Annotated in this window: 15 protein-coding genes; 11 read left to right on the forward strand and 4 right to left on the reverse strand. The window is 63.6% G+C overall.

What is annotated here, in order from left to right:
* Positions 1–357: 357 nt before the first annotated feature.
* A complete protein-coding gene (locus E5222_RS14175; RefSeq protein ID WP_136694458.1) occupies positions 358–579 on the forward strand; it encodes a hypothetical protein in 222 nt (73 codons plus the stop codon).
* A gap of 10 nt (positions 580–589) precedes the next feature.
* Positions 590–937 carry an iron chaperone gene (locus tag E5222_RS14180; RefSeq protein WP_136694459.1) on the forward strand — a complete coding sequence of 116 codons (348 nt, stop codon included), beginning with the start codon at positions 590–592 and terminating at the stop codon, positions 935–937.
* A gap of 10 nt (positions 938–947) precedes the next feature.
* Here the strand turns inward: E5222_RS14180 and nadB are convergent, their stop codons facing one another.
* Positions 948–2534: an L-aspartate oxidase gene (gene nadB / locus E5222_RS14185; RefSeq protein WP_136694460.1), complete on the reverse strand. Its 1587-nt coding sequence runs from the start codon at positions 2532–2534 to the stop codon at positions 948–950.
* Positions 2535–2755: 221 nt separating this feature from the next.
* Entirely contained in the window at positions 2756–3703 is a 948-nt protein-coding gene (locus E5222_RS14190; protein WP_136694461.1) for an ABC transporter ATP-binding protein, read from the reverse strand.
* Between the two features lie 106 nt (positions 3704–3809).
* Here E5222_RS14190 and E5222_RS14195 point away from each other — a divergent pair, with 106 nt between their 5' ends.
* The 5 genes from E5222_RS14195 (at position 3810) to E5222_RS14215 (ending at position 6249) form a co-directional block, all read left to right on the forward strand.
* Positions 3810–4022, forward strand: a complete 213-nt coding sequence (locus E5222_RS14195) for a zinc-finger domain-containing protein (protein ID WP_136694462.1) — start codon at positions 3810–3812, stop codon at positions 4020–4022.
* A gap of 75 nt (positions 4023–4097) precedes the next feature.
* Positions 4098–4508 carry a hypothetical protein gene (locus tag E5222_RS14200; protein ID WP_136694463.1) on the forward strand — a complete coding sequence of 137 codons (411 nt, stop codon included), beginning with the start codon at positions 4098–4100 and terminating at the stop codon, positions 4506–4508.
* A 101-nt stretch (positions 4509–4609) separates the two neighbouring features.
* Complete coding sequence (locus E5222_RS14205; protein ID WP_136694464.1) at positions 4610–5071, forward strand: hypothetical protein; 462 nt, start codon at positions 4610–4612, stop codon at positions 5069–5071.
* On the forward strand, positions 5068–5715 hold the full coding sequence (locus E5222_RS14210) for a hypothetical protein (RefSeq protein WP_136694465.1): 648 nt from the start codon (positions 5068–5070) through the stop codon (positions 5713–5715). Before E5222_RS14205 ends, E5222_RS14210 begins: the two co-directional genes overlap by 4 nt.
* A 39-nt stretch (positions 5716–5754) precedes the next feature.
* Complete coding sequence (locus E5222_RS14215; RefSeq protein ID WP_136694466.1) at positions 5755–6249, forward strand: asparaginase domain-containing protein; 495 nt, start codon at positions 5755–5757, stop codon at positions 6247–6249.
* On the opposite strand, the gene E5222_RS14220 is transcribed toward E5222_RS14215, so the two are convergent.
* Both E5222_RS14220 and guaA read right to left on the reverse strand, forming a co-directional pair.
* On the reverse strand, positions 6233–6952 hold the full coding sequence (locus E5222_RS14220; protein WP_136694467.1) for an endonuclease III domain-containing protein: 720 nt from the start codon (positions 6950–6952) through the stop codon (positions 6233–6235). The two genes, E5222_RS14215 and E5222_RS14220, sit on opposite strands and share 17 nt — an antisense overlap.
* A 49-nt stretch (positions 6953–7001) precedes the next feature.
* Positions 7002–8576: a glutamine-hydrolyzing GMP synthase gene (guaA, locus tag E5222_RS14225; protein ID WP_136694468.1), complete on the reverse strand. Its 1575-nt coding sequence runs from the start codon at positions 8574–8576 to the stop codon at positions 7002–7004.
* A 234-nt stretch (positions 8577–8810) separates the two neighbouring features.
* Here guaA and E5222_RS14230 point away from each other — a divergent pair, with 234 nt between their 5' ends.
* From E5222_RS14230 to E5222_RS14245, 4 genes are all read left to right on the forward strand, one after another.
* On the forward strand, positions 8811–9134 hold the full coding sequence (locus tag E5222_RS14230) for a UrcA family protein (RefSeq protein WP_136694469.1): 324 nt from the start codon (positions 8811–8813) through the stop codon (positions 9132–9134).
* A gap of 316 nt (positions 9135–9450) precedes the next feature.
* Entirely contained in the window at positions 9451–9744 is a 294-nt protein-coding gene (locus tag E5222_RS14235) for a hypothetical protein (protein ID WP_136694470.1), read from the forward strand.
* A gap of 601 nt (positions 9745–10345) precedes the next feature.
* Positions 10346–10726: a response regulator transcription factor gene (locus tag E5222_RS14240; protein ID WP_136694471.1), complete on the forward strand. Its 381-nt coding sequence runs from the start codon at positions 10346–10348 to the stop codon at positions 10724–10726.
* A 33-nt stretch (positions 10727–10759) separates the two neighbouring features.
* Complete coding sequence (locus tag E5222_RS14245) at positions 10760–12910, forward strand: ATP-binding protein (protein ID WP_136694472.1); 2151 nt, start codon at positions 10760–10762, stop codon at positions 12908–12910.
* Positions 12911–13064: the final 154 nt, after the last annotated feature.

A 13064-nucleotide genomic window follows, 5' to 3' on the forward strand; every position in this document is an offset into this window, starting at 1 on the left:
CTGCAACCGTGCCACAACCCATAGTGAATCGGACCAATTCCGGACGCAAGAGGGTTAAGACCTATTTACTGATTGCATTGGGTGGATTTTATCGGTGTGTCAGCCATGCAATACGCCGCGACGCGTGGTCAAAGCTTGGGTTTTGCCGAGCGCAAGCCCCAAGTTGATTCTGCGGAAAAAAATCTGTGTGTTCCACAGCCGTGAATCATTCGAATCCGTGATCGCAACAATGCTGCGCTGCGGCACGCGTGCGGGCGCATAATGGGGGGCAAGTAGCTGCCGGGACTGGACCGGCCGGCATGCTTTCGACACTATGTAAGACGTAAAGGATCACAAGGTTCAGCGAGGAGGCAAAGCATGGTTTTTGCGTTTCTGAAGGCGATCCCCTTCGGGATCTTCCTGACCATCATTGTCTGCATGTTCATCGGCTCCGCCGGATCCACTGGCGGCTTCCTTAACATTCGCAGCTTCGACATCGCGATTCGCGAGTTCGGTCTCTATTTCGACCTTTACTGGTCCTGGATACTGTTCCTCATCGGCACCGGCCTGAGCTTCGCGATCCTGTGGATGATGGATTGATCGCCGCACCATGGCGGCCGATCCGCATGCGGCCTATTTCGCCACGCTTTCTCCGGAACTGCGCGAACGGCTGACAGCCATCCGTTCCGAGCTGGAGGCGCGCATTCCGGGTACCGAGCGCGTCGTCGCCTACAAGATGCCGGCGCTGCGCAAGGGCCGGGTGATCGCCTATTTCGCCGCCTTCAAGCAGCATATCGGCATCTACCCGCCGGTTACCGCCCCGCCCGCGCTGGTCGCGGAACTGGCGCAGTGGCGCGGCCCCAAGGGCAACCTCTCCTTCCCTCATGCAGAACCCCTGCCGCTGGAGCTGATCGGCCGCGTGGGCGAGGCGCTGGCAGCACAATATGGACAAGGCTGAGCGCCCGCTTTTAAGGCACCAGCACAGTATCCGCCGGCTCCTCCGCCAGCCCCGGATAATCGAGCGTATAATGCAGCCCGCGGCTCTCATGCCGCTTGAGCGCGCTGCCGACGATCAGTTCGGCGCATTGGTGGAGGTTGCGCAGTTCGATCAGGTCGGTGGTCACGCGGAAGTGGCCGTAATAATCGTCAATCTCGCTGCCCAGCAGCTTGATCCGGTGCGCCGCGCGCTCAAGCCGCTTGGTGGTGCGCACAATGCCGACATAGTTCCACATGAAGCGGCGAATCTCGGTCCAGTTCTGCTTGATGACCACTTCCTCGTCGGAATCGGTCACGCGGCTTTCATCCCATTCGCGCACTGAAGGCACCTCGGGCAAGCTGTCCCAGGCGGCAAGGATGTCCTGCGCCGCCGCTTCGCCGAACACGAAACATTCGAGCAGGGAGTTGGAAGCGAGGCGGTTGGCGCCGTGCAACCCGCTTTCGGTGCATTCGCCCGCCGCCCATAGCCCCGGCAGGTCGCTGCGCGCATCGAGCCCGATAACGATCCCGCCGCACGTATAATGCTGCGCGGGCACGACCGGGATCGGCTGTTTCGTCATGTCGATGCCGAGGCCCATCAGCTTTTCATGGATGGTCGGAAAGTGCCCGGTCACGAAATCTGGCTTCTGGTGGCTGATATCGAGATGGACGTAGTCGAGGCCGAAGCGCTTGATCTGATCGTCGATCGCACGGGCAACCACGTCGCGCGGGGCGAGTTCCATCCGCTCCGGGTCGTAATCGACCATGAAACGATGGCCGGTTTCGGGGTGGAGCAGATGCCCGCCCTCGCCACGCACCGCCTCGGTAATGAGGAAGTTCTTGACCTCCAGATTGTAGAGGCAGGTCGGGTGGAACTGCATCATCTCCATGTTTGAGACGCGCGCGCCTGCGCGCCAGGCCATGGCGATCCCGTCACCCGTCGCGCCGCGCGGCGCGGTGGAGAAGAGGTAGCAGCGCCCCGCACCGCCCGCCGCCATCACCGTGGCGCGCGCGACATGGGCTTCGACCTTGCCGGTCTCCTCATCCAGCGCATAGGCGCCCCACACTCGGCCGCTGCCCGAATATTTCGCCTCATGCCTGCCGGTGATGAGGTCGATGCAGCTGCGATGCGGCAGCAGGGTGATGTTGGGATTTTCCTCTGCCGCCTTCAGCAGCGCAGCCTGCACCGCCCAGCCGGTGGCATCGTGGACATGCACGATGCGGCGATGCGAATGCCCGCCCTCGCGCGTGAGGTGAAGCCCCTCGCCCTCATCGCGGTTGAAAGGCACGCCCAGCTCGCACAGCCGGTCGATCGCGGCGGGCGCACGCTCGATCACGAATTCCACCGTCTCGAGATCGTTGAGGCCGGCGCCGGCCACCATCGTGTCGCGGATATGGTCTTCGAACGTGTCGCCCGCATCGAGCACGGCGGCGATCCCGCCCTGCGCCCATGCGGTGGAGCCGCTGGTGAGCTTGCCCTTGGCCAGCACCAGCACCTTATGCTTCGTCGCCAGCGAAAGCGCGGCGGTGAGCCCGGCCGCGCCGGAACCGATAACAAGGACGTCGTGCTGCTGTGTCATGCCCGCGTCATGGCGAAGCAGGCGGCTGGCGGCAAGGTTTTCGCGTTGCGGCCCTAGCAAGCCGGGGCATAGGGCCACAGGGCCACTGGGGCCAGAAGCAGGAAGGCGCCCGCAAAGATCGCCAGCAATTTCGCCATGGGGCCGCTCCTTTCAGGCGGAGCGGTCTAGCCCGGTGGCGCGAGCGATTCTTCCCGGTTCTTGCGATTGCCGCAGCTAGTGCGTCAGGCCGCCTCGACTGCGCTGGTCAGCTGCACGAAAACGTCTTCCAGGTCCGCCTCACGGGTGGAGACATCCTCGATGGTAAAGCCCTGTTCCTGCAGGCGGGCAAGCACCTGTCCGGCGGTCATTTCCGCCTTGTCATAGGTCACCTCGATCACCCGCTCACCCACCGCCTCGCATTTGCGGAAGCGCGGGTCGGAGGGCATTTCGGCGATGTCCTTGTCCACCGTGACGGCGACGATCTTCTCACCCATCATGCCCACCAGTTCGCGCGTGGGCTTGTTGGTGATCAGCTCGCCATGATTGATGATGGCGATGCGGTCGCAAAGCTGCTCCGCCTCTTCGAGATAGTGGGTGGTGAGCACCACGGTCACGCCTTCGGCATTCAATTCGCCGACCAGCTCCCACAGCTGCTTGCGCAGTTCGACATCGACGCCCGCGGTCGGCTCGTCCAGCACGAGGATGGGCGGCGAATGGACCATGGCCTTGGCGATCAGCAGGCGGCGCTTCATCCCGCCCGACAGCGTGCGCGCATATGCGTTGCGCTTGTCCTCCAGCCGCACTGCGCGCAGCAATTCGTCCGAGCGCCTGAGCGCCTTGGCAATGCCATACATGCCGCCCTGGTTCTCCAGCACCTCGAAAGGTGTGAAAAAGGGATCGAAGATGATCTCCTGCGGCACGATGCCGATGGACAGCTTCGCATTGCGGCTGTCCTCGTCGATATCGTGGCCCCAGATCCGGATCGTGCCGCCGGTCTTGTTCACCGTGCCCGCCATGATGTTGATCAGCGTGGACTTGCCAGCGCCATTGGGGCCGAGCAGGCCGAACACGCCGCCTTGCGGAATGTCGAGCGAGAGGCCCTTCAGCGCCAGCTTGGGCTCTGCTCCCTTGGAGCCGGCATAGCGCTTGACGACGTCGCGGATTTCGATGGCGGGGGGTGTGTCGGACATGGCCATGCTCTCTGGCGTGTCGCGAGGGCCGCGTAAAGCCCTCCCGACAGCCTGTGGCCCACGCGCGATATTGCCTGAATCGCACGCGCGCGATAGGGCACGCGGCATGAGCGACACTCCCGAGACCACACTAGTCGAAACCGCCCGCGCCTGGTGCGATGGCGCAGGCGATATCCGCAATGGCGAAAACTTCCGCTCCGCATCGCTGGGCCATCCGCGCGTGTGGATGGAGATCGACGAGAAGGGGTATGTCGATTGCGGCTATTGCGACCGGCGTTTCGTGCTGAAGGGCGGTCCGGCGGACAGCAAGGCTGCCTGATCGCTGCGGGACGGACCGGTCAGCTTCCGTTCAGGGGTCGCATGTGACATTCTCCCATCAATGGGAGAATACGAGATGAAGAAATTTCTGACCATTGCCGCCGCGACGACAGCCCTTGCGCTTGGCGCCACTGCGGCCCAGGCCGAAACCCGCCAGGAACGCAACGAAGCTCGCCTTGCCGAAATGATCGAAGGCCGCGTTGCGGGCGACCCGCAGAGCTGCATCACCGCCATTCGCTCCAACCGGATCCAGGTCATTCCCTATGTCGGCGTGGTCTATGATGCGGGCGACACGATCTATGTCGCACGGGCCACCCGGCCCGAACGCCTGCGCGATTGGGATGTGCCGATCATCGAACGCTTCGGCAGCCAGCTGTGCCGTCAGGACGTGATCCGTACCGTGGATCGCTATTCGGGCTTCACCACCGGCGCGCTGTTCCTTGAGGACTTCGTGCCCTACACCAAGGCAGACGCAGCCAACGGCTGACCCGGCCACAGGCGGATTGCCAGCGTGACCAGGCGCGCCTAGTCTCCCCCCTCCAGCGGAGCCGCCAACAGAGCGGCCCGCCACGGAGCGGAGGGGATGCGATGGTCCTGCGATATGCCGTTTGGTTCGTGCGCCTTGTCTATGCCGGGTGGATGATCCCGGCGGGCCTCAACCATTTCTACCAGCTTTACCCCCAGCCGCTGGGGAACGAGCCGCTGTCCATCGCGGTCTTCACCGCATTGCTCAACAGCGGGTTGTTCACGCTGGTGAAGGCGGTGGAACTGCTTGCGGGCGTGATGCTGCTGGTTGGCTGGCGCGTGCCGCTGGCGTTGATCATGGTGCTGCCGGTCAGCTTCACCGTCTGGTACTGGGATACCGAATTGCAGGGCTGGTGGACGGCCTCCGCCGTCTATGGCTGGGCAGTGGTCGGCTGCAACCTGGTGCTGCTCGCCGCCTATTGGGGCAGCTATCGCGACTTCTTCGCCCGTGAGGCGCAGCCGCAATGGCCCTGGCAGGCAAGCTCAAGCGAAGTTGAGGGTTCGCCGATGGAGGTGCAGGCATGAGCATCTTTGCCTCCCTGCGCATCCTCCTGGGCGTCGTGCTGGTCGTCACCGCGCTCGACTGGTTCCTGCCCAACCTCATGCCCTTCATGCCCGATCGCGAATGGAGCGATCCGATGGCTATACGGCTGGTCGAGGTCTTCACCGCCAGCGGCCTCCTCGCCGTTGCCAAGTTCATCCAGCTGGCGGGCGGGGTGCTGCTGATCGTCAACCGTATGACGCCCTTTGCACTGGCGGCGGTGATGCCGGTGCATGTCTGCGCCGCCTATATCGCACTTGTACTCGAGGGCGCTCCGCTGATCGCATTCCTCGCACTCGCCGTCCTGGCCTTGAACGCGTTGCTCATGCTGGCGCATCTTCCCTATTACGCGGGCGTGCTGAAAAGCGGCGCCGATGGCGGCGGGCTTGCCGATGGCGAGGGTGCTGCTGCGGGCGAGCATTACAACAGCCTCTTCGCCAATCCCTTCGCAGGCGCTCCGGTGAAGGCCTATGCCGCCGGGATCGCGGTCTGGGCGGCGGCCATGTGGTTCTTCTGGTATATCGTGCCCTTCGCCAATGGCACGATGGGGATGATCACGCTCGCCTATCCGGGCATCATCCTGCTGATCGGCCTCGTCATGGCCTTGCGGGGCAAGCCAGCGGCCTGAGCGCTTTACCTCCCGCCTGAGCGGAGTATGGGCGAAGGCATGAGCGCAGACCCCATCCTCGTCCTCACCACCGGCGGCACGATCGACAAGAACTATTTCGACGCGCTGAGTGAATACCAGATCACCGACAGCGGCATTCCCGACCTGCTGAAGGAGGCGCGCGTGGCACTGCCCTTCCGCGTGGTCGAGCTGATGCGCAAGGACAGCCTGGAACTGACCGATGCCGACCGCACCCTGATCGCCGCCGCCGTGCGCGAGGCGCCGGAGAGCCGCATCGTCATCACGCATGGAACCGACACGATGACCGAGACAGCCAAGGCGCTGGCCGACGTGCCGGACAAGGTGATCGTGCTGACAGGCGCGCTTTCGCCTGCGCGCTTTGCCGAAACCGATGCGCCCTTCAATCTCGGCATGGCCTTCGCCGCCGCACAGACGGCAAGCCCCGGCGTGTGGATTGCCATGAGCGGGCAGGTATTCAACGGAGTGAAGGTGAAAAAGGACCGCGCGGCGGGCCGCTTCATCCCGCTCGACTGACGCGCTCTGCCCCCGTGCGGCACTCGGCCAGCACCGGGCAATTCGGGCAATCGAGGAAGCGCGGGCGGCAGTGGTTCTGCCCCAGCTTCTTCAGCAGCAAATGATGCTCGTCCATGTCGGCGGAGGTCCATTCGGGCGGGAAGACCGGCATCAGGATCTGATAGCAGCGCAAAGTATCTGCCTTTTCCGGCACCAGCCCGAGGCGGGCCATGGTGCGGCGGTGGTGCCCCTCGATCACCATGACCGGGCGATTGAACGTGCTGGTATTCATCACCTGCGCGCTGATCTTGCGCGCCACGCCCGGCAGCGCCTCCAGCCACGCCATCGCCTCCTCGGTCGGCTGGTTGGAGAGATGGGTGAGCGTCACGCTGCCGCGCTGTTCGCGGATGGCATTGAAGCAAGCCAGCAGGCGTTCGGCGGAGACGCGCGGAAAGGTCTGCTCGACCAGCATCGCCTCCAGCTCCTCCACCGGCACATCGGCGACCGCGTCCCACGATCCGTAGCGCTCCAGCAGCGCATCGGTGGAGCGGTTGGAAATCGCCGTCCGCGTCTGCGCGCCGACCACGCCCTGCACCAGCGTCCATTCGGGAGAGCGCCGCTTGTCCGGCGGCCTGACAATCCGCCCGAACCGCTCGATCAGCGCGGCATGGATGCGGCGCAGCTGGTCGGTACGGGGATCATCGAGGGGGAGCAGGCCAGACATGTGCTGTTGTGCCGCGGCTCCTACCGTCGCGGAGTAAACCAGTCGCGGTTCACTCCCACTCGATCGTCCCCGGCGGTTTGGACGTATAGTCGTAGACCACGCGGTTGATGCCCTGCACTTCATTGACGATGCGCGTGGCGCAACCGGTCAGGAAGTGCGGGTCGAAGGGATAGACGTCTGCCGTCATGCCGTCGGTGCTGGTCACGGCGCGCAGGCCGCAGACCGAATCATAGGTGCGCCCGTCGCCCATCACGCCCACGGTCTTGACCGGCAGCAGCACGGCGAATGCCTGCCAGATCGCGTCATAGAGGCCTGCCTTGCGGATCTCGTCGAGATAGATCGCATCGGCCTTGCGCAATATGTCGCAGCGCTCCTTGCTCACCTCGCCCGGGATGCGGATGGCGAGGCCGGGGCCGGGGAAGGGGTGGCGGCCGACGAACAGCTCGTTGAGGCCCAGCTCGCGGCCCAGTTCGCGCACCTCGTCCTTGAACAGCTCGCGAAGCGGCTCGACCAGCTTCATGTTCATCCGCTCGGGCAGGCCGCCAACATTGTGGTGGCTCTTGATCGTCACCGAAGGTCCGCCGGTGAAGGAGACGCTCTCGATCACGTCGGGATAGAGCGTGCCTTGCGCAAGGAAGTCCGCCCCGCCGATCTTTTCCGCCTCTTCCTCGAACACATTGATGAATTCTGCGCCAATGAACTTGCGCTTCTTTTCCGGGTCGGTGACGCCGGCGAGGCCCGCCATGAAGCGTTCCTCCGCATCCACCACGACGAGCGGGATATTGTAATGGTCGCGGAACAGGCTCTCCACCTGCTCGCGTTCATTGAGGCGCAGCAGGCCGTGGTCGACGAAGACGCAGGTCAGCTGATCGCCGATCGCCTCATGGATCAGGATGGCAGCGACGGAGGAATCGACGCCGCCGGACAGGCCGCAAATCACCTTGCCGTCACCCACTTGCGCGCGGATTTCGGCAACCTTCGTTTCGCGATAGGCGGCCATGGTCCAGTCGCCCGCAAGGCCGCAAACCTTGTGCACGAAATTGGCCAGCAGCTTGCCGCCATCGGGTGTGTGGACGACTTCGGGGTGGAACTGCGTGCCGTAGAACTGGCGGCTCTCATCCGCGATCACCGCGAAGGGCGCGCCGTCGCTGGTGGCGACGATCTCGAAGCCGGGAGCGAATTTGGTGACCTTGTCGCCATGGCTCATCCACACCTGGTGACGCTCGCCTTCGGCCCAGAGGCCATCGAACAGCGCGCAGGACTTGGTGACGGTGAGGAAGGCACGGCCGAACTCGCCACCTTCGCCGGTCTCGTGGCCGGGGCGCACTTCGCCGCCGAGCTGGTGGCTCATCACCTGCTGGCCATAACAGATACCGAGGATCGGCACGCCCGCTTCGAACAACACGTCCGGAGCGCGGGGGCTGCCCTCTTCGGGAACGCTGGCGGGAGAGCCCGACAGGATGATGCCCTTGGGCTTCATCCGGTGGAATGCCTCTTCGGCCAGGCTGAAGGGCGCGATCTCGGAATAGACGCCCGCTTCGCGCACGCGGCGCGCGATCAGCTGGGTCACCTGGCTGCCGAAATCGACGATAAGGATGGAATCGGGGAGATGTTCTGCGTCCATGCGCAGAGCGCTTGCCCGCTATGGGCCGCGCTGTCCAGCCGATGCGCCACTGCGATACACTGCAACGCGCGAATCCTTACATTTCGGTAAAAACCGCAGGTGCAATTACCGCAACACTCGTGGCGACCTTCGCAATTGCAGCAACCCCTTCGCTTGTGCACAATCGCCGACGATAAGTTCAAACGGGGATGAACTGACTAGGCGGTACAATTACCGCAACCAAGGGATCATATCATGCGTAAGACAGCACTTACTCTTCTCGCCGCCATCGCGACTGCAGGCCTGGCAGCTCCGGCTGCGGCAGCGGGCGATGTGACCATCGAAATCGACATCACCGGCCTCGACGTCAATAACGAGCAGGATCTGGCCGAGATCCAGGCCCGCATCGAACGCGCCGCGCGTTCGGCTTGCCGTCGCAACAGCTCTGCGAGCGACGTGTTTGGCCGGGCAAGGACCATCTGCCGCGAAGAACTGATCGCACTCGCCACCGAGGAAGTCGAGGAACTTCGCCAGCTCGAGCTGGCACGGGCACAGGAAGATACGATCGCCATGCGCTAAACGCTTCGGCGCACCAGCACATCAACACAGCGAACGGCCGCCTTCGGGCGGCCGTTTTTGTTTGTCGGACACAGGCTGGCAAGGGCTTGCGGAGAAAGGCTGCAACTCCGGCACCTTAAGCAAGAATGGCGCCGGGATTGTGAAAGCCGGATTAAGAACTCTCTTGCAATTTCCGCAACATATGTCGCTGTTTTCGCATTTGCACAATTCAATTGTGCAGTGCACAACAATACACGAAAGAACAGCGCCGGAAGCCATCCGGTCGGGATGAACCGAAAGGCGTCTGACCCTTTTTGAAAGAAATGGAACAAACGCCATGAAGACCGCAATTTTCACCACTCTCGCCCTTCTCGCTGCGGCGCCCGCCGCTGCGCAGACCATGCCGCTGATCATCGAGAACGGCGACGGCGGCCGCATCACCATCACCGCCCCGATGACGGAAGAACGGATGATCCAGCTTGCCGCGGAAAACGCCTGCGAAAAGCCCTTCATCCGCGACCTGAAGGGCTGGTCGCTCTACGCTGTATGCATCACCGATGCGCGCGCCGAAGCCGAAGCCATCCTGGCCGCACGCAAGGCAGCGGGCATGGAGCTGGCGCTGCTGCGCTAAGCCAGCGCTGACAGGTTCGTCGGCGGACCGGCTGGGCTCTCTCCTCTCCCACCCAGCCGATCCGCCGGCAACACCTTGAAACAGCTTGCAAAAGTTTAATTGCAAAACTTGCAACAGTTGTCGAATTCTTCGCAATTGCACAATTTTCTTGCGCGCATATGTAGCCTTCGAACCCGGGGAACCCCTCTCTCCCAACCCTCCCCGGACTGGAGCACATACCATGCGCAATCTCGCAACCACCCTCATCGCCTCGATCGCCGCAATGACCGTCAGCGCCACCATGCTGAACGCGATCATCGTCTGATCGACCTCCTTCCTAACGGAGCAACTACAATGAAGACCTTCGCAGCGCGCCTCTTCAAGGCCTATCTCGATAGCGTCGCCCGCCTGCCCTATCCGACGATCTGGATCGCCTGAGACAGAACGGACAAAGCGACACAGCACAACGGCCGCCCGAGCGATCGGGCGGCCGTTTGCGTTCGGGCGTTTCGCCGACCTCCTTCAAATCGCAAAATTTCTCAACACGGCGTTAACCAAACCGGCTGTATATAATGCATCTTGGCCCCGCATGGTCGCGCTGGGCAAGACAATAGGAACATAAATGGCCCGCATCATCATTGCCGACGATGACGAGTTCTTTGTCGATCTCGTCCGCGCGGTGCTCGAACCCCTGGGTCACGTGGTTGGCGCCCTGCCCGACGGGGTCGATGTAAAAGCCGTGGTGAAGAACAAGCAGCCCGACTTGCTGATCCTCGATTGCTCAATGCCCGGAAAGGCGGGCATCATCGCATTGCGCGAAGTCCGCTCGACGCCGGGAATCGACGTCCCCGTCATGATGCTGACCGGCAGGGCCGCGCGCGAAGACGAGATGATCGCCTACCAGGCGGGCGCGGATGATTACCTGTACAAACCGGTCGATCCGGAAAAGCTGATCGTGCATGTCGAAGCGCTGTTGCCGCCAGGCCTTCGCCGGGCCGGCTGACAGCGGGTGGACCATGCCCAGGAGTCGGCGCACATGACCGACGCTTCCACACCTTCCTTCCCGAAATCGGCCATGGCGCTCGTCCTGGCCGCTATCCTGCTGGTCGGGACCGCCGGCCTTGCGCTGAACCTGATGATGAGCGAGCGGATACGCACGATCACCAGCTCCCAGCTCGATGTCCTCAGCGCGACGCAGGAAGTGGTCTTCTTCAGCGCGCAGAAGGAAAGCGCGCTCGATCTCGCCATTGCGACGGGTGATCCCGCCTATCTGGAGCAGGGCCTGTCCCTGCAGCAGCACCTCCAGGACAGCCTCCTGAAGCTGGAGCGTGCCATCGAACTGCCGGAAAACCGCATCGCCTTTCGCAACGCCTACAGCGCCGAGGGCGCTTTGCGGGCGGTGGAGGACAGGCAGGCGGCGCTGGTGGCCGAGGGCCGGATCGACGAGGCGAGGGCAGTGGACAGCAGCCGCGAGTTGCAGCTGGCCCGCGAGGCCTTCCTGCGGCGGATCGACGAGATCGAGATGCGGTCCTACAATTTCGTTACCTCCAGCCAGTCCAAGGCCGATCTTTGGCTGAAAGGCAACCTCGCCGCCAATGCCTTCGCTATCCTCCTCCTAGCCGGATCGCTGTTCCTGCTCATTCGCCGGACACGCGCCTGGGCCCGGCAGATGACCCGGATGGAAAGGAAAGCGCGCGCCGCAGCACAGGCGAAGGCGGACTTCGTCGCCGCAATGAGCCATGAAATCCGCACGCCGCTCAACAGCGTGATCGGTTTTGCCGACATCCTGCTCGACAACAGGACGCTCGACCCCTCGCAGCACCGCCAGGTCAGCCTGATCCAGACCGCCGGATCGATGCTGCTGACACTGGTGGACGATATCCTCGACTATTCGCGGCTCGAGGCGGGCAGACTGGAACTCCACTGCGAGCCTTTCGCGCTGGAGCCGATGCTCGACCAGTGCATGTCGATCCTCAGGCCGATGATCGACGAGAAACACCTCCACGCCGAACTCACCATCGATCCGGAACTCGCGGCCTATTATTCGGGCGATGGCGACAGGCTGCGGCAAGTCCTGCTGAACCTGCTCAACAATGCGGTGAAATTCACCCATTCGGGCAGCATCCAACTCGCCGCAAAGCGCATCGGCACGTTAGAAGGACGGGACCGCATTGCCATTTCGGTGCGCGACACCGGCATCGGTATTCCGGCCGAATTCAGGGATCGGCTGTTCGATCCCTTCGTCCAGGCCGACAGCGGGATCGCAAAGAAGTTCGGCGGAAGCGGCCTCGGCCTGGCGATCTGCAGCCGTCTCATGCGCGCCATGGAGGGCACGATCGAGGTCGAGAGCGAGGAAGGCGTCGGCACCATCTTCACCGTGACAGTCGAGCTTCCCGTATCCGCCAGCCTTAGCCTGGAGGCGCCGCCCGAAAGCGAACCTGCCCGCAAGGCGCAGATCCTGCTGGTGGAGGACCTGCCGATGAACCAGGAGATCGCCTGCGCCATGCTGGCGAAGGCGGGCCACCGGGTAATTGCCGCCGCGAGCGGCCTTGCCGCGCTCGAGCTTGCATCGGCGCGCGATTTCGACCTCATCCTGATGGATATCCAGATGCCCGGCATGGACGGCCTGGAAGTCACGCGCCGCATCCGTTCCTTCGCGGGACCGCGCGGAGCGGTTCCGATCCTGGCGATGACGGCCAATATCCTGCCCGAACAGGTGCGCAGCTATCTCGATGCCGGAATGGACGGGCATGTCGCCAAGCCGATCCGGCAGGCGCCGCTGGAAAAGGCGATCCAGCTTGCCCTTGGAGCTGACGAGCGCCCAAGCGCCGCATCCGGCTTGCAGGAGGAGAGCGAGCAGCCCTTCGATGCCGAGGTCTTCACCCGCATCGCCGCGATCCTTCCGCCGGAGAAGCTGCATCACCATCTGCAAGTGCTCGACGCCATGGTGCGCGAGGTGGCGGCCGCCTCGCCCGGCGACCCGCAGCTGGAGGCGACGGCGCACAAGATCGTGTCGCAGGCCGGAGCGCTCGGATTGTACCGGGTGGCCATTGCGGCCAAGGACCTCGAAACCGCGCTGCGCAACGGCCAGCCCGGCACCGGGGAACAGGCGGCAATGTCCCGCTATTCGGGCGATATTGCCGCCTTCGCCCTCCCCCGGCTGAACGAGCGGAAGCGGGCAAGCTAACCCGCAGCAACGAAGTCAGGCAGCGTCGGCAGGATCGCATCGATCGCCGTGACAAAGCCCGCCCGGCGCCGGTCGTCGCGAACATGTGAAAATGGCTACCGCCAGCGCCTGCCTGCCGCCGTGGAAAACAGCGGTGCGCAAGGGGCGGATTGCT

This window comes from Alteraurantiacibacter aquimixticola (genome assembly GCF_004965515.1).
In the GTDB taxonomy this organism is placed as follows: domain Bacteria; phylum Pseudomonadota; class Alphaproteobacteria; order Sphingomonadales; family Sphingomonadaceae; genus Alteraurantiacibacter; species Alteraurantiacibacter aquimixticola.

What these genes read in the sequence shown, in the direction of transcription:
- E5222_RS14175 (WP_136694458.1), top strand. Translation starts at nt 358, where the DNA reads ATGGTTTTTGCGTTTCTGAAGGCGATCCCCTTCGGGATCTTCCTGACC.
- E5222_RS14180 (WP_136694459.1), top strand. Translation starts at nt 590, where the DNA reads ATGGCGGCCGATCCGCATGCGGCCTATTTCGCCACGCTTTCTCCGGAA.
- nadB (WP_136694460.1), bottom strand. Translation starts at nt 2,534, where the DNA reads ATGACACAGCAGCACGACGTCCTTGTTATCGGTTCCGGCGCGGCCGGG.
- E5222_RS14190 (WP_136694461.1), bottom strand. Translation starts at nt 3,703, where the DNA reads ATGTCCGACACACCCCCCGCCATCGAAATCCGCGACGTCGTCAAGCGC.
- E5222_RS14195 (WP_136694462.1), top strand. Translation starts at nt 3,810, where the DNA reads ATGAGCGACACTCCCGAGACCACACTAGTCGAAACCGCCCGCGCCTGG.
- E5222_RS14200 (WP_136694463.1), top strand. Translation starts at nt 4,098, where the DNA reads ATGAAGAAATTTCTGACCATTGCCGCCGCGACGACAGCCCTTGCGCTT.
- E5222_RS14205 (WP_136694464.1), top strand. Translation starts at nt 4,610, where the DNA reads ATGGTCCTGCGATATGCCGTTTGGTTCGTGCGCCTTGTCTATGCCGGG.
- E5222_RS14210 (WP_136694465.1), top strand. Translation starts at nt 5,068, where the DNA reads ATGAGCATCTTTGCCTCCCTGCGCATCCTCCTGGGCGTCGTGCTGGTC.
- E5222_RS14215 (WP_136694466.1), top strand. Translation starts at nt 5,755, where the DNA reads ATGAGCGCAGACCCCATCCTCGTCCTCACCACCGGCGGCACGATCGAC.
- E5222_RS14220 (WP_136694467.1), bottom strand. Translation starts at nt 6,952, where the DNA reads ATGTCTGGCCTGCTCCCCCTCGATGATCCCCGTACCGACCAGCTGCGC.
- guaA (WP_136694468.1), bottom strand. Translation starts at nt 8,576, where the DNA reads ATGGACGCAGAACATCTCCCCGATTCCATCCTTATCGTCGATTTCGGC.
- E5222_RS14230 (WP_136694469.1), top strand. Translation starts at nt 8,811, where the DNA reads ATGCGTAAGACAGCACTTACTCTTCTCGCCGCCATCGCGACTGCAGGC.
- E5222_RS14235 (WP_136694470.1), top strand. Translation starts at nt 9,451, where the DNA reads ATGAAGACCGCAATTTTCACCACTCTCGCCCTTCTCGCTGCGGCGCCC.
- E5222_RS14240 (WP_136694471.1), top strand. Translation starts at nt 10,346, where the DNA reads ATGGCCCGCATCATCATTGCCGACGATGACGAGTTCTTTGTCGATCTC.
- E5222_RS14245 (WP_136694472.1), top strand. Translation starts at nt 10,760, where the DNA reads ATGACCGACGCTTCCACACCTTCCTTCCCGAAATCGGCCATGGCGCTC.